Raw genomic sequence first — 25,210 nt, forward strand, 5'->3', positions numbered from 1 at the left:
TCCGGCTGGTAACGTTGTTCGCTGGTGCTGAGTCAACGGCTGAGGTCTGCCTCCGGCTTCGTCTCGCACCGAAACCATTGTCTTTGAAGCTAAGGAAAATACACGCGTGGCTAACATCAAGTCCCAGATCAAGCGGAACAAGACCAACGAAGCTGCAAAGCTGCGTAACCAGTCGACCAAGTCGTCGCTGCGTACCGCGATCCGCTCCTTCCGTGAGGCTGTTTCCGCCGGTGAGAAGGACAAGGCTTCGGAGCTCCTGGTGAGCACCGGCAAGAAGCTCGACAAGGCTGCCAGCAAGGGCGTCATCCACGCGAACCAGGCCGCCAACAAGAAGTCGGCGATGGCCCTCTCGCTCAACAAGCTCTGATCTACCCGCCCGATGACCGGGCACCCATAACTTGACAGCTACCGATCACCCCGGAGACTCCCACGCAGTCGCCCGGGGTGATCGGTGTTTGTCGTGCAACTGCTCCCGGCCTGCTGAAACCGGAGGACCTACGCCTTCCTCCGACTTCGGCCACATCCTCCCGCTCCAGCCGGAGGAACTGACAACAGTCGGAGGAAATGGCAGATCCTCCGACTTCGGGGAACTGGTGTCACCGCCGGCGCGACGGGCGTAGATCGGCGACGGCAGCGACAGCGCGCTGGAGGCTGTAGTCGGCGTCTGCCGCCTGCCCTTTCACCTCACCGTTCAGTGTGGCCACCACGGACATCGCCTTCGCGATCGAGTCCGAATCCCACGCCGACGCCTGCCCCTGAACCTTTTTCACCTTCCACGGCGGCATGCCCAGTTCCGAGGCGGCCGCGTACTGATCCATGCGACCCACACCGCGGACGCGGGCGATGGAGTGCACCGCTTCGGCGAGGGCATCGGCCAGGAGCACGTGCGCGACACCATGATGGTGCGCCCACTGCAGCGACTCCAAGGCACCCGCCCGGTCGCCCGTCACCGCCTTGTCCGCCACTTCGAAGCCGGTGATCTCGGGACGCCCGGAGTAGTACCGCGCGACCGCTGCAACGTCGACCTTGCCGTCTGTGTCCGCGGCGAGCTGACTGCAGGCCGATGCCAGCTCACGCAGATCGGCCCGCACGGAGTCGAGGATCTTTTCGATGACGTCCGGCCCCGCTTTGACGCCGTGGCGGCGCAACTCATTGCGAACGAAATCGGCGCGAGCACTGCCCTTGAGGCTCGCACAATCATGTTCTTCGACACCCGTTTTCCGTAGCGCACCCACCATGGACTTCGCCCGACCACCACCGGAGTGCACGATGATCAGGGTCACGCCTTCGGGCGGTTCCACCGCCACCTCGGCGACGAGCTTGGCAGGCTCCTTACCCGCCTCGGCCGCAGCCTCCAAGACGATGATGCGGTCCTCGGCGAACAGCGAGGGACTGAGCAGCTCTGCCAGCTCGGGTGCCGTGGCGTCACCGGCCCTGAGCCTCGTCACCGGGATGTCTTCCGGATTGGAGACCGTCGCCCGCACCGCGGCGACGATGCCACCTGTCGCACGTTCGGCAAGGAATTCGTCGTCGCCGAGGACCAGATGCACGCTGTTCACAGTCGTCATGGTGCCAGAGACCGGCGACACCGCGCCCCGCACCACGAGCAGGCGCCCCCGCACTCACCACAGCGTCACCGTCGCCAGAGGCAACGCACTGCACTTCTGCGCGACGAACACCATCCACCACAGCTCCGGACCGATGAACCGGACCAACAGGAACGCCACCGGCGGGCAGACGAGGTTGACGGCCGCCGCCGTGGTGCCCAGCACCGTGATGGGCGCGACGACCACCGCCACCGCCAGATTCGCGATCACCGCGACCAGACTGAGCCGGCCACTGAACAGCAAGACCACAGGCGTGGTCACCAATTGCGCCGCGATCGCCACCGCAAGGGCTTCGGCGACACCCCGCGGAACATGATGGCGCCGCAGCCATTCGACGATCACCGGCGCGATGACGATCAGCCCCGCAGTCGCGACGACAGACAGGATGAACCCGGGTTGGACCGCAAACGCCGGCCACACCAGCAACAGGATGATGACTGCCGCACACAGGGCGGGCATTGCCTGGGCCCGTCTGCGAACTATCAGGGCCAACAGCCCCACCGTGCCCATGACCGCCGCCCGGACCACGCTGGGACTCGGCCGCACGAGGATCACGAAGATCACGATCGCGACTCCCGTGAGCGCCACGGCGGTGCGTGGGCCCACCCCCAGTGCCCGCACCGTCAACAACAGCGCACCGATGACGATCGCAAAATTGGCCCCCGACACCGCGGTCAGATGCGACAGGCCTGCGGCCCGAAAGTCCTCCTTCAGGTTCTCGTCGAGTGCCGAGACATCACCGAGCACCAAACCTGGGAGCAGTCCTGATTCCGGGCTTCCGAGGGCACGAGAAGCGAGCTCTCGGAACTGGCTTCGGACATATGTCGCGTACCGCTGGTGCCAGGGTGGTGCCCGGACCTCCGCAGGTGGCCCCGAGGCGGTCAGGGTGGCGACGGTCAGGTCTGGCCTACGCGGCGCGGAGACCTTCACCAGCGCCGAGAGATGATGGCCCGGAGCGAGATCCAGCCATCCGTCGGCAGGCGCGAGGACCGTCGCCGCGACCTTCGACACCTCGCGCCGGCGGACCGAGGTCACGGTCACCGCAACCACCACTCGATCGGTACGCGCGATGGCCCTGGGGTCATCGGTCACCCGCAGCCCGACCGTGACCTTGTCGCCGCGAATGCCATTGTCTGCCAGAGGGTTCAGTTGCAGATGGTGCTGCCGGAGCACCAGGGCCCAGCCGAACCCGGCGAGGATTCCACCGATCCCGATGAGAACAGGGATCCACGAGATCGTCGAACCCCGTTTCAGCAGTGTCACTCCGGTGATGGTCAGCACCGTCGCAAGCAGCGCAACTGCGGCGGTGATGCTCACCGGCGCAAGGATTCCTGTCACCGTGATCAGCCATGCGGCCAGCGCGACCGGGACGAGCCGTACATCGAGGATCGTGGTTCCCGGCGCCACTGCCGCGCTCACACCGTGACCCGGTCCCTGAGTTTCTCCAGCCGCGCGGGACCGATACCGTCCACCTCGGCCAACTGATCCACAGAGGTGAACCGGCCGTTGGCGTTGCGCCAGGCAATGATCGCGGCCGCGGTCACCGGACCCACCCCCGGCAGGGTGTCCAACTCTGCTTCGGCCGCAGTGTTCAGATCGACGCGCGACTGGTCGGCACCGGAGGGCGCGGGTGGGCCTGTCGTGGTTCCGACGCTCGGCGGTGGGACTCCCCCGGCACCGTCGACCGCGACCACGGCGCTGCGCATCTGAGGTCCACCTGCCGGATCGGCGAACCCGACGAGGACCTGATCCCCGTCACGCAACGGCTGGGCCAGATTGAGAGAGAGGATATCGGCTCCCTGCTTCGCACCGCCGGCCTTCTCGAGCGCATCGGCGACCCGGGATTGCGGGGGCAGTTGCACCAGTCCGGGCCTGTGCACAAGCCCCACCACGCTGATCACCAAGTCGTTTGATGCATCCGGGGTTGTAACCACACTCGCCCGCGGACTCGGCGCCGCGCCGGCCGACTCGGGAAAGGCCACCGGCACATCCGTGCTGCTCGTGCCGTCGGCGAAGGCGGTGTAGAGCGCCAGGAGGGTGGCGACGACGCCGACGATCACCAAACCGATCGCTGCGGCGGGCGTCGACCTCCACCGGCGCCGCAGCGGCCCCTCGGTTTCTGCATCGTCGATGCCGAAAGGGTCGTCGTCGGTGTCGTCACTCCATCGTCGTCGCTCTACCAGGTCGCTTCGCTCGACATGGTTGTCCCCCGGGTCGGCGTCGGGCGCGCCCGGGATCGGTCCAGGGCTGTCGTGAAGCCACTGCGCCGATCCCAGCCACGCGGGAACGGAAGGTTCCGGCGTGGACGACTGTGGTGGGCCATACGACTCCGGTTCTGACGCCGCCAACCGGTCCAGGTTGCTACTCATAGCCGAAACCTAGAGAAGTCGACCACCGAAACCGGCCACGGAACGGGGCGTCGGACGACTACCTGTGGACTACGTCCGAACTGTGGACAACGCGGCCGATATCACCTGGGAGTGAGGTCGATCGGATCGAGAGAGGTCGTCAGCGCGATGCCCACCGCTCCGGACCCGACGTGGCGGGACAGGACCGGACCGAGGTCGGATTCGACCAAGGACTCGATGGTGAGTTTGGACCGCAGCGCCTCGGTGATCTCCGCGGCCAGTTCTGGGGCCTCGCAATGCTGCACCCCGAGGGTGACCGGCCGACGCTGCGCGACGTCGACCGCGGTCTCGATCATCTTCGCGATGGCCTTCGACATGGTGCGCTGCTTCTCTTTGAGCACCAGCGAACCATCGACAACCCGCAGGATGGGTTTGATGGCCAACGCGGACGCGAACAGGCGGGTGGTCGCACCGATACGCCCGCTCGAACGCAAGTTCTCGAGTTGCTGGACGCACAGGAGACATTCGGTGGTCGAACCGACCCTGATGGCCGATTCGTAGACGCGGTCCATGTCTGCGCCCGACTCGGCGGTCTGCGCCGCAGCGATCGCAGCGAAACCGACACCGAGGCCGACGGTACGGGAGTCGACGACTCGGATGCGTCCCTGAAACTTCTCCGCGGCCAATCGGGCCGAACCCCACGTGCCGCTGAATCGGCGGGACAGGTGCACGGCCACCACGCCGTCGCCGTCGCTGGCCTCGATGGCCTTCTCGTAGGCGACCTCGAGGTCGGCGGGGGTCACCCCGGAGGTGGTGGTCTGTGGGTCGTTGAAGATCTCCGGACCGATGTCGTCGACGTCCTCGAGCAGGTCGCGGTCGGCGGTCAGGACATGCATGGGCACCTGTTCGATGCGATACCGCTCGCGGATCGCTGCAGGCAGCCGGGCCGAGGAGTCGGTGACGATGACGACGGTCACGACACCACGGTAGACGTCAGGGTCCGCGCGAGGACGTCGTGGACCAGATCGGCGACATCCTGATGGCAACCGAAACCCCAATGGATGCCGTCCGGGTTACCTTCACCGCGGTCGAAGTGTGCCGCCGTCGGCGGCAGCAGATCAATGAGCGGGACCCCGACTCTGTCGGCCCAGGCGGTCATGGCTGCAACGGTTTTCGGTCTGCCCGAATGCACTTTTCCGTAGTACGGGCTGCGGTGGGTGGACGGAAGGCAGGCCACGATCGGCAGGTCCGGGCGGATCGCGACGAGGGCTTCGTGGATCTTCCCCAGGTAGTCGCCGGTCAACGCAGGCGGCAACGCGAGCGGCCACCCGGTGGGCGCCAGCCGCGGTTGCAGCCAGCCGTACCCGGTGCGGATCTGCTGCCGCAGCCACGGCGGCCTGATGTATCGGATCTGTTCCCGCAGGGCGGTGGGCATCGGTGACGGCAGAGAATCCATCCCACCGAACGCAAATACCACCGCTTTGGCCCGCGGGACCGCCGCCCAGATCCGCGGATCTTGGGTGAGGGCCCACCAGACGTCGCGACTGGTCCAGCCGATGCGGCCGAACAATTCGAGTTCGAGCCCCAGTTCGTCGGCGACCAGGGTCGGCCAGATCCTCGGGTCGTCGGCCGGCAGTCCCCCCTTGGGTCCGTAGTAGGCGAGCGAGTCCGACAGCACCAGCAACGAATCGCGTTTGGGTGCGGTCATTGCACGGCAGCGTCCGCGACCTCGGCGGACGCGTTCCACACGTCGAGTCGCCAGGTCGTCTCGTCGTCGGCGCCGTGTCCACTGAGCTGGACCCAGCTCGTGTTGGCCAGTCCCCCGAACACCGGCCAGTGACTGATCGGCAGGCCCAGCAGGCCCGCGGTCATCGCGGCGATCACGCCGCCGTGCGCCACCAGCACCACCGGTGCGTCGGCGTTGTCGCCCCGACCCCAATCACCGAGGTCGGCGACGAGTTCCTCCACCACCGGCACACTGCGGGTGGCCACATCGGTGCGGCTTTCGCCCTCCGGGGGCCGCCAGGTCGCGTCGTCGCGCCAGATTCGCCGGGCACCCGGCATCTGGTCGTCGACCTCGTGATGGGTCAGGCCCTGCCACAACCCGAGGTGGGTCTCACGCAAGCGTTTGTCCGTGCCGACCTCGAGCCCGACCTGTGCGGCCAGAGCTGCCGCGGTGTCGCGGGCGCGGCGCAGATCAGACGAGACGATGAGGCGGGGTTCGCGACCCGCCAGCACCCTCGCCGCGGCCTCGGCCTGCTTGACACCCAACGCCGAGAGGTCGGTGTCGAGTTGCCCCTGCATCCGGCTGGCCGCGTTGTACTCGGTCTGCCCGTGCCGGAGCAGCAGCAGGCGTCGTACGACAGGCGTCATCCGCTCGACGCTGGAGTCGTGGCCGTCTGGACGCAGCGACTCACTCACCAACGTCCTCCCGGTTTTCCGCATCGTCGCTGCCGTCGCCGTAGCTGCTGAGGGGTTTGGACTCGATACCGGGGATGTCGATGACGGGACAGTCTTTCCACAGGCGCTCGAGGGCGTAGAACTCGCGCTCCTGCTCGTGGAGGACGTGGACGACGACGTCGATGTAGTCGAGCAGCGTCCAGCGACCCTCGCGGGTGCCCTCGCGGCGAACCGGTTTGGTGCCGGCCTCTCGCAGCTTCTCTTCGATCTCGTCGACGATGGAGGCGACCTGGCGTTCATTGTCGGCAGACGCGATCACGAAGCAGTCGGTGATGACCAACTGCTCCGATACGTCGATCACGACGACGTTGGTTGCCAACTTCTCGACCGCCGCATGGGCGGCCACGGTGGCGATGGAGACCGCCTCGGGTGACGCTGTCACAAAATGCCTTTCGATTGGTAGAGCTTTCGTTTGCTGATGTACTGCACCACGCCGTCGGGTACCAGGTACCAAACGGGACGACCGCCTTCAGCACGTTTGCGGCAATCTGTCGACGAGATCGCGAGAGCCGGGATCTCCATCAGGTGCAATGTATCGGGGGGTAATTTCTCCAGATGTCGCTCGAGGTGCGCTGCCCCGAGTTCGTAGCCCGGGCGGCTGACCCCGACAAAGCTCGCCAACTCGAACAGTGCTTCCCAGTCCTGCCACGACAGAATCGAGGCCAGCGCGTCGGCGCCGGTGATGAAGAACAGTTGCGCGTCGGGGTTGAGCGCCTTCAGGTCGCGCAATGTGTCGACGGTGTAGGTGTCTCCGTCCCTGTCGAGGTCGACCCGGCTGACCGAGAACCGTGGATTGGATGCCGTCGCGATGACCGTCATGAGATAGCGGTCTTCTGGCGGACTGACACCCGCGTCGGCCTTGAACTTCTGCCACGGACGCCCGGTCGGAACGAAGATGACCTCATCGAGGTCGAATCGGTCTGCGACCTCACTCGCAGCGACGAGGTGACCATTGTGCACGGGGTCGAACGTCCCGCCCATCACACCGATGCGCCGACCACTCGAGACTCGGGATTCGGGTGTGGTGTCGGGCATGAGCAGTGAGTCTACTGATCAGCTCACACCGGCAGCAGGTTGGCGATCACCTTGCCGAGTTGGGTGGCGTTCCGGCACTCGTGCATGTCGATGACCCCGGCGTACGTGGAGGCAACCGAATCGCCCGTATCCCAGTTGCGGGCGGCCTCCGGATTGAGCCAATAAGCGTGCCGGGTGCTGTCGACCATCTCGGTCAGGGCACCGAGTTTCGGATCGTGATAGTTGTTCCGGCCGTCCCCCAGGATCAGCAGTGCTCCGCGCCGGGTGAGCGCGTCCAGGTGGTCGCTCGCAAAACCACTGAACGCATTTCCGTAGTCGGAATGGCCGTCGCGGGTGATCAGACGCGCCTCGCTGAGCATTTCCCGCACCGCGGTGGTGAAGTCCAGGTCAGGGCCGTCGAAGAACTCGGTCACCTCGTCGACGGTGTCGACGAACGCGAACACCCGCACCTTGGAGAACTGCTGACGCAGCGCATAGACAAGTTGGAGCGTGAACTGTGAGAAGCCGGCGACCGATCCGGAGACGTCACACAAGACCACCAGTTCCGGACGGCCAGGGCGAGGCTTGCGACGCACCAGGTCGATAGGCACCCCACCGGTCGACATCGAGGCCCGCAGCGTCTTGCGCACGTCGATCGATCCGCGGTGCGCGCGGCGTCGGCGTACCTCGAGGCGGGCCGCCAGCAACCGTGCCAGCGGCGCGATGGTGCGGCGCACCTCCGCGAGGTCCGCGGCGCCCGCGGACAGGAAGTTGACCCGCTCCGGCAGGTTCGGCACCGCATACTGCGAAACCTGCTCGCGGCCGTTGCGCTGGGCCATCCGCCGCTTGGTCTCACTCTCGATCAGCGAGCGGAATTGACGGACGCGGTCGGCGGCAGCACGCCGGAACACCGGCTCGGTACCGGATCGGTCGTCGTCACCGGAGGATCCGGCCATGGCGGCGGCGATCTGCGCGATGAGGGTCTGGGGATTGATCGTCGACATCGCCTGATAGGTCGAGAACGCCGGGCCACGCGACGAGCGGTAACTCCCGAGCTGCGCAACCGCCATGGCGGCGAACGCGGCGAGTTCGGCCTGTGCTTCTGCGGAATCGTCGGCGAGGAGTTCGGCCAATCTCTCCCGTACAGCTTCGATGTCGACATTCCCGTCGGCATCGAGCGCGAACGCATCGTCCTGATCGCCGCTGCGCTCCCCCATGCCGAGCGGGAACCACAGATCGAACACTGCATCAAAGACCCGGCGATGACCGTTGTCGTGCAGCAACGTACAGGCCATGCCTTCGCGAAAGCTGTTGCGGTCGAGCAGATCCAGTACGGACGTCGCCTGCCCGGCATCGATCAGGTTGGCCGGGCCCACCACGATTCCCCGGCCTCGCAGGTCGTCGACGAACCCGGTCAGCTGGGTGATGAACGGGGAACTCGCGATGGGGGCGTTACCAGTTGGGGTGTTCACGGACCTCAGCCGAGCTTCAGTTCCTTGAGGGCGGTCGCCAGATCGGGGCGGTGTTTGAGGACCACCCCGAGCGTGCGGGCGATGACGCCCTCGTCGATGGTCGACCCGGGCTTTTCTCCGACCCCCAGCGCAAGGAGCGTGTGCGCCCAGTCGATGGTCTCGGCGACCGATGGCTTCTTCCGGATGTCGAGCGTGCGCAGTACCCCGATGATCCGAACCAGTTCCTTGGCCACCGACTCGTCGAGTTCGGGGACCCGGCTGGCGAGGATGTCGCGTTCGCGCGCCGCATCCGGGAAGTCGATGTAGAGGTAGAGGCAGCGGCGTTTGAGTGCCTCGGAGAGCTCGCGCGTCGCGTTGGACGTCAACAGCACGATGGGGCGGCGGTCAGCGACCACGGTGCCCATCTCGGGGATCGTGATCGCGAAGTCGCTGAGTACCTCGAGGAGCAGACCTTCGATGTCGACGTCTGCCTTGTCGACCTCGTCGATGAGCAGCACCGTCGGACCGGGCTGCGAGATCGCTTTCAGCAGTGGCCTCGGGAGCAAGAACTCGTCCGAGAAGATGTCGGCCTTGGTCTCATCCCAACCTCGCTGGCCGGTCGCCTGGATGGCGAGGATCTGCTTGGCGTGGTTCCACTCGTAGAGCGCGCGCGCCTCATCGATGCCCTCGTAGCACTGGAGGCGGACCAGATCCGCGTTGGTGGACTGCGAGATCGCCCGGGCCAGCTCGGTTTTGCCGACACCGGCAGGTCCCTCGACGAGCAGCGGCTTGCCGAGACGGTCCGCCAAGAAGACCGAGGTCGACGTAGCCTCGTCGGCCAGGTAACCAACCCCGGCAAGGGTCTCGCGTACGCCGGGCACGTCGGTGAAACTAGGCTGTACGCCCATTGGTTCTCCTAGAGATTGAAAGATTGACCCTGGACTTCGTCGGTCACACCGGCCGGGTCTGCCCGTTGCCCCACGCGATCCATTTGGTCGATGTCAGCTCTGGCAGACCCATGGGGCCGCGAGCATGCAACTTCTGGGTGGAGATACCGATCTCGGCGCCGAACCCGAACTGCTCCCCGTCGGTGAACGCGGTGGAGGCGTTGACCATGACCGCCGCCGCGTCGACGCGATTGGTGAACTCTGTCGCTGCAGCCAGGTCATCGGTGATGATCGCCTCGGTGTGGCTCGTCCCGTAACGGTCGATGTGGTCGACCGCCTCGTCGAGCCCACCGACGATCTTCACCGCGATGTCGAGGCTCAGGTATTCGTCGGACCAGTCCTCCTCGGTGGCCGGGACCATGCCGGGCTCGTCGCCGTGGATGATCACTCCGGCGCTCTGCAGCACCTGGGTCAGCCGCGGCAGCGCCGTCTCGGCGATCGCCTTGTCGACGAGCACCGTTTCAGCGGTGTTGCAGACGCTGGGCCGACGGGTCTTGGAGTTGATCACCAGATCCTCCGCCATGTCGAGGTCGGCAGCGGCGTGGATGTAGATGTGGCAGTTACCCGTACCGGTCTCGATGGTGGGCACGGTCGCGTTCTCGACGACCGCCTTGATCAGCCCTGCGCCACCGCGCGGGATGACGACGTCGACCAGGCCGCGGGCACGGATGAGATGGGTGACACTCGAGCGATCCTCGGACGGTAGCAACTGCACCGCGTCAGCGGGAAGTCCTGCGGCGGTGAGGGTATCTCGGAGGATCCGGACCAGCTCGGCATTGGAACTCGCGGCCGACGACGATCCCCGCAGCAGCGCCGAGTTGCCTGACTTCAGTGCGATACCGAAAGCGTCGACGGTGACGTTGGGGCGGGCCTCGTAGACCATGCCCACGACGCCGAGCGGCACCCGGACCTGCCGCAAGGCCATGCCGTTCGGCAGCGTCTTGCCCTGGATCACGTCACCGATCGGATCAGGTAACGCCGCAACCTGACGAAGTCCTGCCGCGATGCCCTCGACCCGATCAGCGGTCAGTCGCAGGCGGTCGATCAGGCTCTCCTCGGTGCCGGCCAGCTCAGCACGCGCGACATCTTCGGCGTTCGCAGCGAGGATCGAGCCGGTCTGCGCGAGCAGGGCGTCCGCGGCGTCGTGCAAGACACGATTCTTCCGGTCCGTGGTCAGACCTGCCAGGACGCGAGAGGCAGCTTTCGACGCGGTGGCCTGCGCGCGCACGATCTGTTCGACATCGGCGGGAGTGGTGGTGGGAGCACTCATCGTCCCAGGATAGGCGGTGCTGACATCACGGGTCTCAGCGACCGACAGTCAGGTGTCGTGGGCGTCCGCAGTGAGTTCGCGCCACCTGCGTACGTTCGCGCCGGCTGCAACTGTCGCGTCCGCGTGCAGGTGGCGCGAACTTCTTGATCGACGGACTACGCCTCAAACGACCCGTGCCGCCCCGCTCCGCCTGCAAAGCGTGTCGCTCCGGCAACGGTGTCGGCGCTGAGGGACGTCATCCCACGCCGGAACTCATTGTCCATGGCTCCGGTTTCGTCGAGTCCCTCCTGCTCGAGAACAGACAACCGATCCTGGCGCATGCACGTCTGCGGAAAGGCTGCGATTTCGCGCGCCAATTCCTTTGCCGATTTCAGCGCATCCCCCTGCGAGACAATACGATTGACCAGTCCCATCCGATGCGCTTCATTCGCCCGTACCTCCCGGCCCGTCAAGATCATGTCCATCGCGTGCGACGTCCCGACCAGGCGCGGCAACCGCACTGTGCCACCGTCGATCAACGGAACGCCCCACCGACGACAGAAGACGCCGAAGACCGCATCTTCTTCGGCGATCCGCAGATCCGCCCAGAGTGCCAACTCGAGACCACCCGCGACCGCGTGACCGGCGATCGCGGCAATGACCGGTTTCGACAACCGCATTCGAGTCGGACCCATCGGTCCGTCGCCCGCCGAATCGATCCGGTTGGGCGCCTCCCCGGCGGCAATGGCCTTCAGATCAGCTCCTGCGCAGAAGGTTCCACCTTCGCCGTGCAGAACTGCGACCGCCGCACCATCGTCACCCTCGAAGTCGCGAAATGCCGCGGCCAAGGCCTCCGCAGTCGGACCATCAACGGCGTTGCGGCGTTGCGGCCGGTTGATGCTGATCGTGGTGATCGGGCCGTCGTGGCTCACCAGTACATTCGCGCTGGCCGTCATCTATCCACCTTCCGACATGAGACCCCTCGAACATAGCCCTGGTGCCGCTGCTGTGACCGCCAGATCGCGTCATCTCGGAAGTGCGATCGAGAGCGCCATCGTTGACGTCGGCCATCGCACAAGGCGCCACGACGATATCTCCCTCGCAGATGTCAGCGGGCAGCATCATCGGACCGAACGGCCGACCGGTAGGGCCGTACACCGTTGTCGCCTCGACCCGCGCGGTCGAGATCCGACCGATCAACCTGAGTTCGGACCACGCCGGAGAGCCGTCATCAATTCCTGGGTCGACAGTCATCGCGCGGGTTCGGTGGCCGGTAGACCCTGCAGTCGACACCCTCATGACCACGACGACGCCGGCCGACGTTCGGCTCCGGTACACCGCAGGAACGCCAGACAACTCGATCAGGTAGCTCATCGACACATCGTCGATGACGACGTCGGTCAAGGTTGCCCGAGTGGTCGCCGGCCACAGCGCCGTGTTCAACGGATCGGGAATGCTCGCGCGCAGGGTCGGCAAGATCGCGGTCAGGGTCACCGCCGTCCACCCCTCACGTTGTGTTCGTCTTCTTCGTCGCGCACTCGCGAGCATTCACCGTTGATCACCACTCCGTTCTACGGTTCAGGTCACGGGATCGACAGGTCCTGGCGAGAGTTTTGACGAGATCTTTGCGGCTGTGTCCCAGCGGACTTCGGTTCGAATGATCCGTAGGTGGGACGCATCGATATGCAGTACTCGACATCAACCGCGAGCGGTGCGGGCGGCATGGCCTCGCAGAAGTTATGGTTGTCACATACGTCCAGCAGCAGGCGGAAGGTCAGCTCATCTCACCCATTGACAACCCCACCCCGCAGCCGATCCTGTCACCGCTGACGGAGGCCGCGATCTTCCTGGTGGCGACGGTCGAACCCGGTGGGGAATCCGACACATGGGACTTTCTCTCAGGTGTCACCGGACTCATTCGTTCAGTGGCCTCTCGCGCCCCCGACACCCGGCCCACCTGTGTCGTCGGGATCGGATCGCAGGTATGGGACCGACTCTTCAGTGGCCCACGCCCCGCCCGTCTAGCACCGTTCGTGCCCCTCGACGGCTCCGTTCACAGTGCCCCGTCGACCCCCGGCGATCTGCTGTTCCACATCCGTGCCCGCACCATGGATGTCTGCTTCGAGTTGGCCACCCAGATCGCCACACAACTCGACGGTGCCGCCCGCGTCATCGACGAGGTCCACGGTTTCCGCTACTTCGACATGCGCGACATCATCGGTTTCGTCGACGGCACCGAGAATCCCGACGGACCGGCGGCTGTTACGGCGGTCACCGCAGGCAGCGAGGATCCCGATTTCGCGGGCGGCAGTTACGTCTTGGTGCAGAAGTACCTGCACAACATGCCCGCCTGGAACGCGCTCACGACCGAGGAGCAGGAACGGTCCATCGGCCGGTCGAAGTCGGACAACATTGAGATGGACGAGGATACAAAGCCTTCCAATTCGCACACGGCGCTGACCGTCATCGAAGACGCCACGGGCGTGCAGGTGCAGATCATGCGGGACAACATGCCGTTCGGCAACGTCGGGCAGGCCGAATACGGCACCTACTTCATCGGGTACTCCGCCGGACCCGAGGTGACCGACGAGATGCTGCGAAACATGTTCCTGGGCAAACCCGAGGGCAACTACGACAGGCTCCTCGACTTCTCCACCGCAGTCACGGGCAGCCGATACTTCGTGCCCACGATCGACTTTCTCGACGACCCACCTGAGTTCCGCGGCGCAGCCGCCAAAGACCGCGGCCAAGCCGCACCTGCCCCGGTCGACCCCGACCCGGAGATGACACCACTCGCACCCACCATGGGTTCGTTGCGTATCGGCGCCCTGCACCGGCGACGCCAGCTGACGACGGAGGAAAAATGAACAACCTGCATCGCGAACTAGCGCCCATCTCGACGGCGGCCTGGGAGGCCATCGAAGAGGAGGCGACCCGATCGTTCAAGCGCAACAGCGCCGCTCGTCGCATCGTGGACGTGAACGGCCCGCTCGGACTAGAACTCGCCGCGGTGACCACCGGCAAGCGCAACCCCATCGCGGCGCCGGTCGCGGGCATCGAGGCCAGTAGCCGCACCTCGCAGTCCATCGTCGAGTTCAAGGTGCCCTTCACCGTCAGCCGAGACGCCGTCGACAACGTCGATCGCGGTGCGCAGGATTCCGACTGGGACCCGGTGATCGACGCGGCCCGGACACTCGCACAAGCCGAGGACCGCGCTGTGTTCGAGGGCTACCAGGCGGCGGGCATCACGGGTATCCGCAGCGAATCGCCGGGCGATCCCATCAAACTCCCCGACGACGTACGCGAGTACCCCGAAGCGATCAGCCAGGCGCTGAGCCGACTTCGCCTGTCGTCGGTGGCAGGCCCGTATTCTCTCGCGCTCAGCGCCGAGGTCTGGCTCAAGGTGAACGAGACGTCCAACCACGGATATCCGATCATCCAGCACCTACAGCGCGTGATCGACGGAGACATCATCTGGGCCCCGGCCATCGACTCGGCCTTCCTGCTCAGCACCCGTGGCGGAGACTTCGATCTCACCATCGGACAGGACGTGTCGATCGGTTACGACTCCCATGACTCCTCGACGGTCAACCTGTACCTGCAGGAGACGTTCACGTTCCTCGTCTACACCGGCGAAGCGGCAGTGTCGTTCGACACGACGACAGGCTGACCCGTAGAAACAGGCGAATTCGGAAGACCCAGATGTTGCAGCAGCTGGGTCTTCCTGATTCGACTGGGTTTGTTTTTCAGGCTCAACACTGTTCGAGGGCACGGGTGAGCACGGGCACGGAAGGCCGATCGAGATACAGACCGTACGTCCGCAGCACCATGACGAACTGAACCGCGTACTGACAGTGGAATCCTGAGTTCGCCGGCATCCAGCGCGAGGGTGCGGAGTCACTCTTGTCCTGGTTCGCCTCGCCGTCCACCGCCACCAGGTTGGCGGGGTCATTCGCGAAACGCTGCCGCATCGCACCACTCCACGTACGTGCGCCCATGGCCCACGCGTAGGCGAGCGGCACGATGTGGTCGATCTGGACCTTGGCGCCAGACCCCTTGCCGCGCTTGAACACGATCCAGTGACCACTGTAGGGACTGCGAAGCTCACCCGCGGCGACCGCACGCGCGCAACTGTCGACCACCGCCAGGACCTTGTCGCCCAGATCGCGATTCAGGATGTCGTTGCGGGTGTCGCACCCGTTGTTCGCCCCGGCGGCATCGGTGTTGTCGGTCCACGCCTGCCCGAAAGCGCTCCGCTCGTAGTCGGTGGCGTCCGGACGTTGGGCCAGCACCGGCACGAGGGACAGTTCCCCGAGCATTCGCCGCTCGTCCGCCGACGGTCCTCCTCCGCGGTGCGACAGCACGCCGGTACCGGCGGCGAGTGTCGCAGTGACCGCGAACACCATCAGTAGCACCCACCAGCGAGACGAGAGACCTACGCCATCAGGACTTGTCGAGAAACGCCAGGCGTACCGGACCCAGGATCGAGTCGATGAGGGACGCCATGGGTTTGTGTTCGACGAGCGTGAGGTCGCTGCCCACCACCTCGTCGGCGAGCGCACGCGTGTCGACGATGAGATCGCCGTCGGTGAGGAGCGAGAGGAACCGGAGCGATGAGGTCTGCCCGGACTGGAGCGAGCCAAGCAGATCACCTTCCCTTCGCTGACGGAGGTCGACGTACGACAACTCGAACCCATCATTGGACGCGGCGACCGCCTGCAGCCGTTCCATCGACGGCGACATCTCCGACGATCCGGTGATGAGCAGGCACAATCCGGGCAAACCACCACGCCCTACACGACCCCGAAGCTGGTGGAGCTGGCTGACCCCGAATCGGTCGGCATCGACGATCACCATGGTGGTGGCATTCGGGACGTCGACGCCCACCTCGATGACCGTGGTGGAGACGAGGATGTCGACGTGTCCGGCGGTGAACTCCCCCATCACCTCGCTTTTCTCGTCGGGCGACAACCTGCCGTGCAGCAACTCGATGCGGTGCCCGCCGAGCGGTCCCTCACCGAGGGTCTTGAACATGTCCACCGCCGCAGTCGCTGGTTCGGCCGCACCCTCCGACGACTTCTGCTGCGACCGCTGGCCCGCAGGCGTCCCGTCGTCGCCGATGCGTGCGCACACCACATAGACTTGCCGGCCGGCCTCGACCTCTTCGCCGACGCGCTGCCAGACCCGTTGTACCCATTTGGGATTGCCGCGGGGCACCACACTCGTGGTGATCGGCTGCCGGCCCCGAGGTAGTTCCCGGAGAGTCGAGGTCTCCAGGTCCCCGAAGACCGTCATGGCGACCGTCCGAGGGATGGGGGTTGCGGTCATCACCAACAGGTGAGGCACCACACCATCGCGGCCGCGAGACCGCAAGGTGTCGCGTTGCTCCACCCCGAAGCGGTGCTGTTCGTCGACAACGACAAAACCCAGATTGAAGAAGTCGACGTTGTCTTGCAGCAGGGCGTGGGTTCCGATGAGGATGCCCACCTGGCCGGTGACCGTCTCGAGCAAGGCGGTTCGTTTGGCTGCCGTCTTCATCGATCCGGTGATCAGAGCGACTCGTGTCGCCCCCTCTTCTCCTTCGAGTTCGCCTTCCTTGGCGAGCCCACCCAGCATCGTCTCCAGAGTTCTGAAATGCTGCGCCGCAAGCACTTCCGTGGGGGCCAACAGGGCGCACTGATAGCCGTTGTCGATCACTCGGAGCATCGCCAGCAACGCGACCAAGGTCTTCCCCGAGCCGACCTCACCCTGCAGGAGCCTGCTCATCGGCGACACCACAGCGGTCCGGTCCGCGCCGTGCGGAGCCTGCAGGTCGGCGGTGATCTCATCGATCACCACGCGTTGGCCATCGGTGAGGGTGAACGGCAAACGGTCCAGCAGCTTGTCCTCGAGTCCGCCCGGGACGTGCGGGCACGACGGCCCTGTCGCTCCCCGATCCACATGACGGCGTTGCGCGAGCGCGAGTTGGAGCGCCAGCGCTTCATCGAACCTGAGACGGGCACTGGCCTGGTCGATGTCGTGTTGACCCTCCGGAACATGGATCTTGCGCAACGCCTCATCCGAGCCGATCAAACCTCGGATGGCCCGTTCATCTTCTGGAAGCGGATCCTCGATCGGCGCGAGCTCGCCGAGAACCGCCCGCACGCACTGCCAGATGGTCCAGGCCTGCAGCTTGGCCGTCCCGCGGTAGACCGGAATCACATCACGCAGGAAGTCGGAGAAATCGAGGGTTCCGTCCGAGCCGTCACCGTCACCGGCGTCGGTCGCAAGGGCTTTGGCAATGCCCTGCATCAGCACCGACCCGACTGCGTCGTCGGCTTCGATCGACGTGCCGTCCTCCGGCAGTTTGAGCCAGTTCGGGTGGGTCAATTGCAGTTCGTCGCGAAAGTACTTGACCTCGCCCGCCATCATGACCCGCGATCCCTTCGGCAGCTTGGCCGCGATCCACGGGGAGTTGAAGAAAGTCACGGCGATGCGGAACTTCCCGTCGAAGACGACGAGCTTGACCATCTTCTTCCGCGAGTTGCGAATCGGGATCGTCTTGTTGTCCTCGACCCGCGCAACCACCGTCAGCCGTTCCCCGGGTTCGGGTTTGCGCTCCCCTGACAGGTCTCCCTGTTTGACATATCGATCAGGCACGTACCGGAGCAACTCACCGACGGTCTGTACGTGAATCTGCTCATCCAGCATCTCGGCAGCCTTGGGACCGAGCACCGACTCCAACGAATCTGACAGCGTCACCGACGGCGCGATGGCGCGACCCTCTTGTGAAACCACTACTGCGTCACCACTATTCGACACCCACCTGTAACAACTCGCCTACCTGTCCCCCGGAAAAGCTCACGAACTCGACACCCGGGTGGTTAGTGTTCACGTGCTCCTCGAGCTGTTCGAGGATGCGCGGCTCGAGATTGCGACCGGCCAGCACGCTGACCATCTCACCGCCGGTACTGAGCAGTAGGTCGATCAGACCGGCTGCAGCACCAAGGATTTCGGGATCAATGACGAGCACGCCGTCACCGATGAGGCCGAGCTGGTCGCCGGGCTCGCAGGTGCCCGCGAAGGTCAGTGTCCTCTCGGTTGCCGTGACCACCGCACCGAACCTGGTGGCCGCGGCGGCTTCTGCCATCGCGTAGGCGTCGTCGTCCGGGAGTTGACTCGGATCGTGCACAGCCATCGCCGACAGGCTCTGCACCATCGAACCCCCAGGCAGGATGACCACCGAGCGCTCACGCGATCTGGCCGCCGCGGCGACGGCGACCAGGTCCTGGGCCGGCAGTGCACCGTTTCCCATGAGGATCACGTGCGCGCTGTCGACCTCGATGATGGCTTTGGCGAGCGCGTCCGCGTCCAGTTCGCCGGCTCCGCCCGAGTCCGCCCGGACCACCACCGCGCCCTCCTGCTCGAACAGCTCAGCCGCCTCGTCGCCGGTCACCACTGCCACCACCGCACGTTTACGGCGCGGCGGATGGCCCGCCTTTTCTTCCTGGCCGCGGTGGGCGTCGAGGAGAAAGCAACTGATCCGGATGTCGCTCACCGTTCCCAACGCGAGTCCCGCTTCGACGACGAGGCCGGGTTCGCACGTGTGGACGTGGACGGAGAACTTCTCTCCGGCCACGGCGTCGGCGCTGTCACCGACGATGACCACCGCGTCACCCAGGTCGTCGAGGTTCGCTCGGAGGGTCGAGATCTGTTCAGCTCGAGCACCTTCGAGTAGATACATCACCTCGAAATCCATCTCGTCATCGCTGTCGCACGGCTCACCGATCTCGTGCCCCACCCGGTTTCCCCCACCGGCGAGCGCGCCTTGATACCGGCGTCGGCGCGCGGAGACGCCGGTGAGAACCCGAACCAACTCGTCGAACAGCACCAACAGCCCGCGGCCGCCGGCATCGACCACACCCGCCTGCGCGAGCACATCGAGTTGCCCCTGCGTCAGGTCCAGGTCATCGGCGCAACCGTCTGCGATCGCACGGGCCAGGTCGGCCGGAGTGGCATCGGTGTGCTGCGCTGCGTTCTCACCTGCGCGGCGCAGCAAGGTCAGCACGGTGCCCTCCCGGGGCTCACTGACCGCACGGGTCGCCGCCAGCGATCCCAACCGCAGTCCGGCGACCCAGAGCCGGTTGAAGTAGACCCGTCCGTCCATCTGGTTGACCTCGGCGGCGTCGGCCAGTCCCACGAGCACCTGCGACAGGATGATCCCCGAATTACCCCGCGCCTTCGAGACAGCCCCGTCGGCCATCGCTCGCGCCACCTGCGCGGTGTCGGCGTCGGGATCTAATTGATCCACGGCATCAGCCGCCGCCATCATCGTGTGCAACATATTGCTGCCCGTGTCGGAGTCCGGGATCGGGAACACGTTGAGATCGTTGATCTCGGCCCGCACACCATCCAGGCTCGTCACGGTGCCGTGGATCCAATCGCGCAGCAGACCCGGGTCCATCGCGGGAGCCCCAACCTGCTCTGTCACTGCCCGCACCTCCTCGGTCTGACGCACAGCCTAATCTGTTGCCGGCCGAGCTCCTGCGACGTCGCTCCGTCACAGTGCTTCAGGCCGGAGCCTGAGCTCCACCATTTTACGGAGACGAAGCGAAGTGAGGTCAGGCCGGTTTTGATCATCGCCGGTGAGCCGCTATTCTTGCAGGGTTGCCTATCGGACACCGGTGCATGCCGGATACCGATAGGCCGTGACCACCATTTTCTCATTGAAGGAGTTCGACGATGGCTGCCGTCTGCGACGTTTGCGCCAAGGGCCCCGGCTTCGGTAAGTCGGTCTCGCATTCACACCGGCGCACCAACCGGCGCTGGAACCCGAATATCCAGTCCGTTCGTGCGCAGGTCGCCCCCGGAAACCGCAAGCGCATCAATGTGTGCACCTCTTGCTTGAAGGCCGGCAAAGTCTCTCGAGGCTGACCCACGTGTCTGACTCACAGCTGAGCGTTGCCTCCGAGTCCGACTCGGTCCAACTCACCGCTGACGGTGTGCTGCGTATCGCCGTAGCCACCGAAAAGGCAGGCAACTCGCTGGATCGCGACTGCTTCAACCGCGGCACCGAGGCATTGCTGAAGGTTGCGCGCGGCGAGATCAAGGCCGGCGCGGTGCTGCTGCTCGGCACCGGCGCAAACTTCTGTGCCGGCGGCAACGTTCGCTCGTTCGCAGCTGCGCCGGACCGGCCTGTGTTCCTGTCCGGTCTGGCCGGCGATTTTCACGAGTTCGTCAAAGCACTCGTCGGGGCCAATCTGCCCGTGGTCGGCGCCATCCAGGGATGGGCCGCAGGCGCGGGCATGAGCCTGGTTACCCACTGCGACGTCGCCATCGGCGGAAACGCCACGAAACTCCGACCGGCCTACGTCGGTATCGGGCTCACGCCCGACGGTGGTCTGACCTGGTCGCTGCCAAGGGTCGTCGGCACTGCCCGCGCCCGCGACATCATCTTGACCAACCGCATCCTCGGCGCCGCCGAGGCACTCGAGATCGGTCTGCTGTCGCGAGTGGTCGATGACGAGCAAGTACTCGCCACTGCTGAGGCCGCTGCCGCCGACCTCGTCACCGGACCGTGGCGAACCCTCGCCGCAACGCGAGCACTGCTGTCCGATTCACCGGCCGCGACACTGGCCGAGCAGCTCGACGCCGAAGCGCGTTCCATCTCTGCCCTCTCCGGAGTTCCGGAAGGCATCGAGGGCGTCGACGCTTTCCTCGCGAAGCGCTCACCGGATTACTCCAGCCTCAACGGCAAGTGATCGTCACGGTTGTTCGGTAGTCGAAAACCCTCACGGCAATCGCCAGTCGACTTCGACCCCGCCGCGCTCTCTGAGCGCGGCATTGGCATTCGAGAACGGTTTCGACCCGAAGAACCCGCGCCGCGCTGACAGCGGTGACGGATGGGGCGAGATGATGGTGGTCACCCCTGGTAACCACGGTTCGAGCGACGCCGCGTCCTTTCCCCACAGAATCGCGACCAGCGGCTGATCTCGCGCGGCGAGTGCCTTGATGGCGCACTCGGTCACCGCTTCCCATCCTTTTCCGCGATGACTCGCGGCCGCCCCCGGCGCCACGGTGAGCACCCTGTTCAGCAGCAACACACCCTGCTTCGCCCACGGCGTCAGGTCACCGTTCGACGGCCGCGGATAGCCGAGATCGTCGCAGTATTCGGTGAAGATGTTGCCGAGACTGCGCGGCACCGGGCGCACGTCCTCGGCCACGGAAAAGCTCAATCCGACGGCGTGCCCTGGCGTCGGGTACGGGTCCTGGCCGACGACCAGCACCCGGACGTCCTCGAACGGATTGGTGAAGGCTCGCAACACATTTGCACCCTCGGGCAGATAGGTGCGGCCTGCTGACAACTCACCGCGGAGAAACTCACCCATCTTCGCGATGTCCGCCGCCACCGGTTCGAGCGCTTGCGCCCATCCGGGATCGATGAGTGCCGAAAGGGGTTGCGCCCCGGTCTTGTCACTCATGCTGCCTAATCCAGCCGACGCAGGGCAGTTTGGTAGTAGATGGCGTTCTGCGCGTACATCTCGACGTTCATCTCTATATGGCCCTCGGGCACCTCGAACCCCGCACGGATCTTCGCGGGCACGCCCAGCGCCATCGCCCTCTCGGGTACCTCGAACTTGAACGGCACCACGGCGCCTGCGCCGACGATCGCACCGGTACCGATCCTGGAACCGTTGAGCACCACAGATCCTGAGGCGATCAGCACATCGTCTCCGATCACCGCACCTTCGATATGCGCGTTGTGGCCCACCACGCAACCGGCGCCGATGACCGTCGGATCGATCGGCGTGCAGTGGATGACCGTGCCGTCCTGGATGTTCGTGCGATCGCCCACGGTGATGGTGCCGTAGTCACCGCGCAAGACCGCACCCGGCCAGACGGAGACGCCGGCTCCGAGTGTCACATTGCCGATCACGACCGCGTCAGGGTGGACGTAAGCGCCCTCGCCCAGTTGCGGTGTTCGGTCGTCGAGTGCGTAGATCGCCATGCCGATCACAGTATCGGTAGCCCGAGTCCCGGCTCGAGCAAGTCCTGCTCATTGTTCTCGGTCCCGCTCGCTCTACAGACCGAGCGGGACCGAGTTGTGTGAGCGGGAGTAGCAAATCTGACAAGGAGCCTTGCGGTGTCAGAATGTGCGCCACCCGAGATCGAGGTCGACGTCGTCGATACCCGTCACCACCACCGGGGGGCCGCCACCCCGGCGCGTAACTGTCCCGATGGCCGTCCACCCGACCGGAACCACACCGGCGGGAAAGCTGGCGAGCAACTCATGGTCCTCACCACCGCCGAGCACCCAACGGAGCGGATCAGTGTGCAGCGCAGCGGCTGCGGCGGCCAGCTCGGGCACGACCGGGACCCTGGATGGATCGACGTGCATGGCGTGCCCTGATTGCCGTGCCATCGTGCGGAGTTCGCTGAGCAGGCCGTCAGAGACGTCGGTCATCGCGTGCACGCCAGCACTCGCGGCTCCGGCCGCCAGAGACAGATGCGGAGACGGTTCACAGTGCGCTGTTACGAGCGAGGTGAATCCCGGCACTCCCGCCAGTAGGAGATCGAGTCCTGCACCCGAGGCGCCCAATTCTCCCGACACCGCGAGCACGTCCCCCTCCCTCGCGGTCGACAGCCGCACCGGCGAACGGGAATCCATCGCCCCGATCGCGGTCACCGCGATGACGAGTTGGTTGCCCGTGGTGAGATCTCCCCCGACCACTTGCGCGCCGTACCGCCGCGCCGCCGAACGCATCCCGTCCCGCAGTCCCACCAGTGTGTCCACCCGGAGGTCCTTCGGACACGTCAGCGAGACCACGAATCCGGTGACCCGTCCGCCCATCGACATCACATCGGCGGCATTGGCCACGATGGCCTTCGCGCCGACTTGTCCTGGTGTGCTCCAGTCGAGGCGGAAATGCTGTCCGTCCACAAGAGCGTCGGTGCTGACGACCACCGGACCACCGCCCGCCAGGACCGCGGCATCGTCACCGGGGCCGATCAATACTCCGGCGTCGGTGTCGTCGATCGCGTCAGGGCCGGCGAAAAGGTCGATCAGTTCGCCCTCACCGACGTCACCGACGGTGCGGACCGGATCGGTCGACACTGCTGACCACCCTCTCCTCTAGCTCATTCGTGACGTTTGATTCGCCTCACGGCACGGTTGTCGGTGAGAATATGTGCCAGTGTATTTGGGTCAGCCACCGGCTGATCACCGTCGTGAACGAGAGGAACGCCGTGGTTCAGGCTTACATACTGATCCAAACCGAGGTCGGTAAAGCTGCCGTGGCCGCAGCGACGATCGCCGGCATCGACGGCGTCGCCTCATCGGAGGAGGTCAGCGGCCCATACGACGTGATCGTCAGGGTTGACGCCACCGATGCGGCGCAGCTGACCGAACAGGTTGTGCCACAGATTCAAAGCGTGGACGGTATCACCAGAACCCTCACCTGCCCGGTTGTCACTGGCAGCCCAAGGCACCCGTGAGCGAAAGGTCGACCCGGCGTCTGAGCCCGGCAGTCATCGCAAGCATCATCACCATTCCGGTGATGGTGATCGTGGGCTTCATCACTTACGCGGTGTTGAAATCCGATGACGCGACGTCAGCGGACACCCCGCTCAAAGCAATGTCCGCGCCGGAGCAGGCCTCCCCCGACTGCGCGAAATTGATCGCGGCTCTCCCGGAGACCTTCGAAGGATTCGGAAACCGCGAGACAGCCGACGACGGCATGATCAGCTGGCCTCCCGGCGATCAGGTCCCCGGACCCGTACAGGTGCGCTGCGGGGTGGACAGACCCGAATCCCTCTCTCCCACCTCCGGCCTACAGGTGGTCGACCCCGTGCAGTGGTTCCTCGTCTCCGCGGAGACCGAGGCCAAGGGATTCCTGTGGTACGCCGTCGACCATCGCCCCTACGTCGCGATCTGGCTCCCCGAGAACGTCGGCAACGGACCCATCCAACAGCTTTCGACTCTCATCGACGAGAACCTGCCGACGGCACCGATCGATCTCGGCTGAGCGGCCTGCCGGGCAGGTCGCCTCACTCAGGCTTGGTACGCCGACCCAGCAGTGAGTAGATCGCCTCGGTGACAGTGAGTCCCTCATGGCACACCTGGTGTACCGCTTCGGTCAATGGCATGTCGACCCCGTGCGTTTCCGCCAGGGCCCGCACCGAGGTGCATGACTTGACGCCCTCGGCGACCTGTCCGTTGGTGGCTTCCTGAGCCTGCGCCAACGTCTTGCCCTCACCCAGCCGGCTGCCGAAGGCGCGGTTGCGGGACAAGGGTGATGAGCAGGTGGCGACCAGATCACCGACACCCGCGAGTCCTGCGAGTGTTTCAGGCCGGCCCCCGAGCGCGACCCCGAGTCGGATGGTCTCGGCCAGGCCGCGAGTGATGATCGACGCCAGTGTGTTCTCCCCGAGGCCTACACCCGACGCCATCCCGCACGCCAGTGCGATGACGTTCTTCACCGCCCCGCCGATTTCGCAGCCGACCACGTCGGTGTTGGTGTAGGGACGGAAATACCTTGTGCTGCAAGCCTGTTGAATCTGTTTCGCGCGGTCTTCATCCGTGCACGCCACCACTGTCGCGGCGGGTTGGCCGACCGCGATCTCTCGGGCGAGGTTGGGACCGGACAAGACCGCCACGCGGTCCGGCTGCGCCCCGGTCACCTGCGCGATGACCTCGGACATACGGAGCAGGGTCCCGGTCTCGACGCCCTTGGACAGCGACATCAGAGTGGCGGTGTCGCTCAGATGCGGCAGCCAGGTCTCCATACTCCCGCGCAACGACTGCGACGGCACCGCACACACGACCAGCTCCGCCTGATCGAGCGCCTCGGCGAGATCGGCGCTGGCGCGCAGGGCTTCCGGGAGCGCGACGTCTGGAAGGTAGTCAGGATTGGTGTGCGTCTCGTTGATGGCTTTCGCCAGTTCGGCCCGGCGCGACCACAACACCGTCGGGGTACCGGCATCGACCAGGACCTTGGCCATCGCCGTGCCCCATGAACCCGAGCCCATGACGACCGCCCGCATGACTCCACCACCTCACCTCTAGTGCGCACCGATGTCCGACTTCGTCCGGACGCCCCCAAGCCTAGTGCCCGGAGTCACACCAGAGGTCGTCGGCGGACAGGGGTGCCGTTTC

Annotated in this window: 27 protein-coding genes; 7 read left to right on the top strand and 20 right to left on the bottom strand. The window is 65.5% G+C overall.

Annotated elements, in window-relative coordinates:
* Positions 1-106 precede the first annotated feature (106 nt).
* The gene (rpsT, locus tag DFR67_RS17900; RefSeq protein ID WP_084836694.1) at positions 107-367 is read left to right on the top strand and encodes a 30S ribosomal protein S20; all 261 of its coding nucleotides are present in this window, start codon (positions 107-109) and stop codon (positions 365-367) included.
* Positions 368-596: 229 nt separating this feature from the next.
* Here rpsT and holA read toward each other — a convergent pair whose 3' ends face one another.
* From holA to DFR67_RS30555, 13 genes are all read right to left on the bottom strand, one after another.
* Positions 597-1,568, bottom strand: a complete 972-nt coding sequence (gene holA, locus DFR67_RS17905; protein ID WP_110470941.1) for a DNA polymerase III subunit delta — start codon at positions 1,566-1,568, stop codon at positions 597-599.
* 54 nt (positions 1,569-1,622) lie between these two features.
* Entirely contained in the window at positions 1,623-3,026 is a 1,404-nt protein-coding gene (locus tag DFR67_RS17910) for a ComEC/Rec2 family competence protein (RefSeq protein WP_158539984.1), read from the bottom strand.
* Positions 3,023-3,976: a ComEA family DNA-binding protein gene (locus DFR67_RS17915; protein WP_110470849.1), complete on the bottom strand. Its 954-nt coding sequence runs from the start codon at positions 3,974-3,976 to the stop codon at positions 3,023-3,025. The genes DFR67_RS17910 and DFR67_RS17915 overlap by 4 nt, the downstream gene beginning before the upstream one ends.
* 101 nt (positions 3,977-4,077) lie before the next feature.
* Entirely contained in the window at positions 4,078-4,932 is an 855-nt protein-coding gene (locus DFR67_RS17920) for a DegV family protein (RefSeq protein ID WP_110470850.1), read from the bottom strand.
* Positions 4,929-5,663 carry a diglucosylglycerate octanoyltransferase gene (gene octT, locus DFR67_RS17925; protein ID WP_110470851.1) on the bottom strand — a complete coding sequence of 245 codons (735 nt, stop codon included), beginning with the start codon at positions 5,661-5,663 and terminating at the stop codon, positions 4,929-4,931. The genes DFR67_RS17920 and octT overlap by 4 nt, the downstream gene beginning before the upstream one ends.
* Positions 5,660-6,328 (bottom strand): histidine phosphatase family protein, encoded by a 669-nt coding sequence (locus DFR67_RS17930; RefSeq protein ID WP_211325098.1) that lies wholly within the window; start codon positions 6,326-6,328, stop codon positions 5,660-5,662. The genes octT and DFR67_RS17930 overlap by 4 nt, the downstream gene beginning before the upstream one ends.
* A gap of 40 nt (positions 6,329-6,368) precedes the next feature.
* On the bottom strand, positions 6,369-6,797 hold the full coding sequence (gene rsfS / locus DFR67_RS17935) for a ribosome silencing factor (protein ID WP_110470853.1): 429 nt from the start codon (positions 6,795-6,797) through the stop codon (positions 6,369-6,371).
* Positions 6,794-7,450, bottom strand: a complete 657-nt coding sequence (gene nadD, locus DFR67_RS17940; protein WP_110470854.1) for a nicotinate-nucleotide adenylyltransferase — start codon at positions 7,448-7,450, stop codon at positions 6,794-6,796. Before nadD ends, rsfS begins: the two co-directional genes overlap by 4 nt.
* Before the next feature lie 23 nt (positions 7,451-7,473).
* Positions 7,474-8,901 carry a vWA domain-containing protein gene (locus tag DFR67_RS17945; protein ID WP_245938017.1) on the bottom strand — a complete coding sequence of 476 codons (1,428 nt, stop codon included), beginning with the start codon at positions 8,899-8,901 and terminating at the stop codon, positions 7,474-7,476.
* Between the two features lie 5 nt (positions 8,902-8,906).
* Entirely contained in the window at positions 8,907-9,788 is an 882-nt protein-coding gene (locus DFR67_RS17950; RefSeq protein ID WP_084894221.1) for an AAA family ATPase, read from the bottom strand.
* A gap of 43 nt (positions 9,789-9,831) precedes the next feature.
* A complete protein-coding gene (locus DFR67_RS17955; RefSeq protein ID WP_110470855.1) occupies positions 9,832-11,097 on the bottom strand; it encodes a glutamate-5-semialdehyde dehydrogenase in 1,266 nt (421 codons plus the stop codon).
* Positions 11,098-11,252: 155 nt separating this feature from the next.
* Positions 11,253-12,032, bottom strand: coding sequence for a crotonase/enoyl-CoA hydratase family protein (locus tag DFR67_RS17960; protein WP_110470856.1), 780 nt, complete (start codon positions 12,030-12,032; stop codon positions 11,253-11,255).
* Positions 11,944-12,570: a hypothetical protein gene (locus DFR67_RS30555; protein WP_158539985.1), complete on the bottom strand. Its 627-nt coding sequence runs from the start codon at positions 12,568-12,570 to the stop codon at positions 11,944-11,946. Before DFR67_RS30555 ends, DFR67_RS17960 begins: the two co-directional genes overlap by 89 nt.
* A gap of 245 nt (positions 12,571-12,815) precedes the next feature.
* Here DFR67_RS30555 and DFR67_RS17970 point away from each other — a divergent pair, with 245 nt between their 5' ends.
* Together DFR67_RS17970 and DFR67_RS17975 are read left to right on the top strand one after the other, a co-directional pair.
* Positions 12,816-13,943, top strand: coding sequence for a Dyp-type peroxidase (locus tag DFR67_RS17970; protein WP_110470858.1), 1,128 nt, complete (start codon positions 12,816-12,818; stop codon positions 13,941-13,943).
* Positions 13,940-14,746 carry a family 1 encapsulin nanocompartment shell protein gene (locus DFR67_RS17975; protein ID WP_110470859.1) on the top strand — a complete coding sequence of 269 codons (807 nt, stop codon included), beginning with the start codon at positions 13,940-13,942 and terminating at the stop codon, positions 14,744-14,746. Before DFR67_RS17970 ends, DFR67_RS17975 begins: the two co-directional genes overlap by 4 nt.
* 82 nt (positions 14,747-14,828) lie before the next feature.
* Here DFR67_RS17975 and DFR67_RS17980 read toward each other — a convergent pair whose 3' ends face one another.
* Genes DFR67_RS17980 through DFR67_RS17990 form a run of 3 tightly spaced genes read right to left on the bottom strand, consistent with a single transcriptional unit; the run spans position 14,829 to position 19,519 of the window.
* Positions 14,829-15,482, bottom strand: coding sequence for an HNH endonuclease family protein (locus DFR67_RS17980; protein WP_110470860.1), 654 nt, complete (start codon positions 15,480-15,482; stop codon positions 14,829-14,831).
* Between the two features lie 37 nt (positions 15,483-15,519).
* Positions 15,520-17,853 (bottom strand): ATP-dependent DNA helicase RecG, encoded by a 2,334-nt coding sequence (recG, locus tag DFR67_RS17985; protein WP_281268347.1) that lies wholly within the window; start codon positions 17,851-17,853, stop codon positions 15,520-15,522.
* Between the two features lie 13 nt (positions 17,854-17,866).
* Positions 17,867-19,519, bottom strand: coding sequence for a DAK2 domain-containing protein (locus DFR67_RS17990; protein ID WP_110470944.1), 1,653 nt, complete (start codon positions 19,517-19,519; stop codon positions 17,867-17,869).
* A 278-nt stretch (positions 19,520-19,797) separates the two neighbouring features.
* On the opposite strand from DFR67_RS17990, the gene rpmB reads away from it, so the two are divergent.
* On the top strand, positions 19,798-19,989 hold the full coding sequence (gene rpmB / locus DFR67_RS17995; protein WP_084836679.1) for a 50S ribosomal protein L28: 192 nt from the start codon (positions 19,798-19,800) through the stop codon (positions 19,987-19,989).
* A 5-nt stretch (positions 19,990-19,994) separates the two neighbouring features.
* On the top strand, positions 19,995-20,816 hold the full coding sequence (locus DFR67_RS18000; RefSeq protein ID WP_245938018.1) for an enoyl-CoA hydratase/isomerase family protein: 822 nt from the start codon (positions 19,995-19,997) through the stop codon (positions 20,814-20,816).
* 30 nt (positions 20,817-20,846) lie between these two features.
* Here DFR67_RS18000 and DFR67_RS18005 read toward each other — a convergent pair whose 3' ends face one another.
* The 3 genes from DFR67_RS18005 to DFR67_RS18015 form a co-directional block, all read right to left on the bottom strand.
* Complete coding sequence (locus DFR67_RS18005) at positions 20,847-21,536, bottom strand: uracil-DNA glycosylase (protein ID WP_110470861.1); 690 nt, start codon at positions 21,534-21,536, stop codon at positions 20,847-20,849.
* A 5-nt stretch (positions 21,537-21,541) separates the two neighbouring features.
* Complete coding sequence (locus tag DFR67_RS18010) at positions 21,542-22,063, bottom strand: gamma carbonic anhydrase family protein (protein ID WP_110470946.1); 522 nt, start codon at positions 22,061-22,063, stop codon at positions 21,542-21,544.
* Positions 22,064-22,201: 138 nt separating this feature from the next.
* Positions 22,202-23,170, bottom strand: a complete 969-nt coding sequence (locus DFR67_RS18015; RefSeq protein WP_110470862.1) for a thiamine-phosphate kinase — start codon at positions 23,168-23,170, stop codon at positions 22,202-22,204.
* Between the two features lie 71 nt (positions 23,171-23,241).
* Between DFR67_RS18015 and DFR67_RS18020 the strand changes: the two genes are divergently transcribed.
* The gene (locus DFR67_RS18020; protein WP_110470863.1) at positions 23,242-23,550 is read left to right on the top strand and encodes an Lrp/AsnC ligand binding domain-containing protein; all 309 of its coding nucleotides are present in this window, start codon (positions 23,242-23,244) and stop codon (positions 23,548-23,550) included.
* The gene (locus tag DFR67_RS18025) at positions 23,547-24,080 is read left to right on the top strand and encodes a DUF3515 domain-containing protein (protein ID WP_245938019.1); all 534 of its coding nucleotides are present in this window, start codon (positions 23,547-23,549) and stop codon (positions 24,078-24,080) included. Before DFR67_RS18020 ends, DFR67_RS18025 begins: the two co-directional genes overlap by 4 nt.
* Before the next feature lie 22 nt (positions 24,081-24,102).
* On the opposite strand, the gene DFR67_RS18030 is transcribed toward DFR67_RS18025, so the two are convergent.
* Positions 24,103-25,098, bottom strand: coding sequence for an NAD(P)H-dependent glycerol-3-phosphate dehydrogenase (locus DFR67_RS18030; RefSeq protein WP_110470865.1), 996 nt, complete (start codon positions 25,096-25,098; stop codon positions 24,103-24,105).
* Positions 25,099-25,210: the final 112 nt, after the last annotated feature.

Source organism: Williamsia limnetica (assembly GCF_003217475.1).
GTDB classification, from domain to species: Bacteria; Actinomycetota; Actinomycetes; order Mycobacteriales; family Mycobacteriaceae; genus Williamsia; species Williamsia limnetica.

Bases quoted from the DNA above. Each gene is read 5' to 3' on its own strand.
- holA (WP_110470941.1), bottom strand. From the start codon at position 1,568: ATGACGACTGTGAACAGCGTGCATCTGGTCCTCGGCGACGACGAATTC.
- DFR67_RS17915 (WP_110470849.1), bottom strand. From the start codon at position 3,976: ATGAGTAGCAACCTGGACCGGTTGGCGGCGTCAGAACCGGAGTCGTAT.
- octT (WP_110470851.1), bottom strand. From the start codon at position 5,663: ATGACCGCACCCAAACGCGATTCGTTGCTGGTGCTGTCGGACTCGCTC.
- DFR67_RS17930 (WP_211325098.1), bottom strand. From the start codon at position 6,328: ATGACGCCTGTCGTACGACGCCTGCTGCTGCTCCGGCACGGGCAGACC.
- nadD (WP_110470854.1), bottom strand. From the start codon at position 7,450: ATGCCCGACACCACACCCGAATCCCGAGTCTCGAGTGGTCGGCGCATC.
- DFR67_RS17950 (WP_084894221.1), bottom strand. From the start codon at position 9,788: ATGGGCGTACAGCCTAGTTTCACCGACGTGCCCGGCGTACGCGAGACC.
- DFR67_RS17955 (WP_110470855.1), bottom strand. From the start codon at position 11,097: ATGAGTGCTCCCACCACCACTCCCGCCGATGTCGAACAGATCGTGCGC.
- DFR67_RS17960 (WP_110470856.1), bottom strand. From the start codon at position 12,032: ATGACGGCCAGCGCGAATGTACTGGTGAGCCACGACGGCCCGATCACC.
- DFR67_RS17970 (WP_110470858.1), top strand. From the start codon at position 12,816: ATGGTTGTCACATACGTCCAGCAGCAGGCGGAAGGTCAGCTCATCTCA.
- DFR67_RS17975 (WP_110470859.1), top strand. From the start codon at position 13,940: ATGAACAACCTGCATCGCGAACTAGCGCCCATCTCGACGGCGGCCTGG.
- DFR67_RS17980 (WP_110470860.1), bottom strand. From the start codon at position 15,482: ATGGTGTTCGCGGTCACTGCGACACTCGCCGCCGGTACCGGCGTGCTG.
- DFR67_RS17990 (WP_110470944.1), bottom strand. From the start codon at position 19,519: ATGGACCCGGGTCTGCTGCGCGATTGGATCCACGGCACCGTGACGAGC.
- rpmB (WP_084836679.1), top strand. From the start codon at position 19,798: ATGGCTGCCGTCTGCGACGTTTGCGCCAAGGGCCCCGGCTTCGGTAAG.
- DFR67_RS18005 (WP_110470861.1), bottom strand. From the start codon at position 21,536: ATGAGTGACAAGACCGGGGCGCAACCCCTTTCGGCACTCATCGATCCC.
- DFR67_RS18010 (WP_110470946.1), bottom strand. From the start codon at position 22,063: ATGGCGATCTACGCACTCGACGACCGAACACCGCAACTGGGCGAGGGC.
- DFR67_RS18020 (WP_110470863.1), top strand. From the start codon at position 23,242: ATGTGCCAGTGTATTTGGGTCAGCCACCGGCTGATCACCGTCGTGAAC.
- DFR67_RS18030 (WP_110470865.1), bottom strand. From the start codon at position 25,098: ATGCGGGCGGTCGTCATGGGCTCGGGTTCATGGGGCACGGCGATGGCC.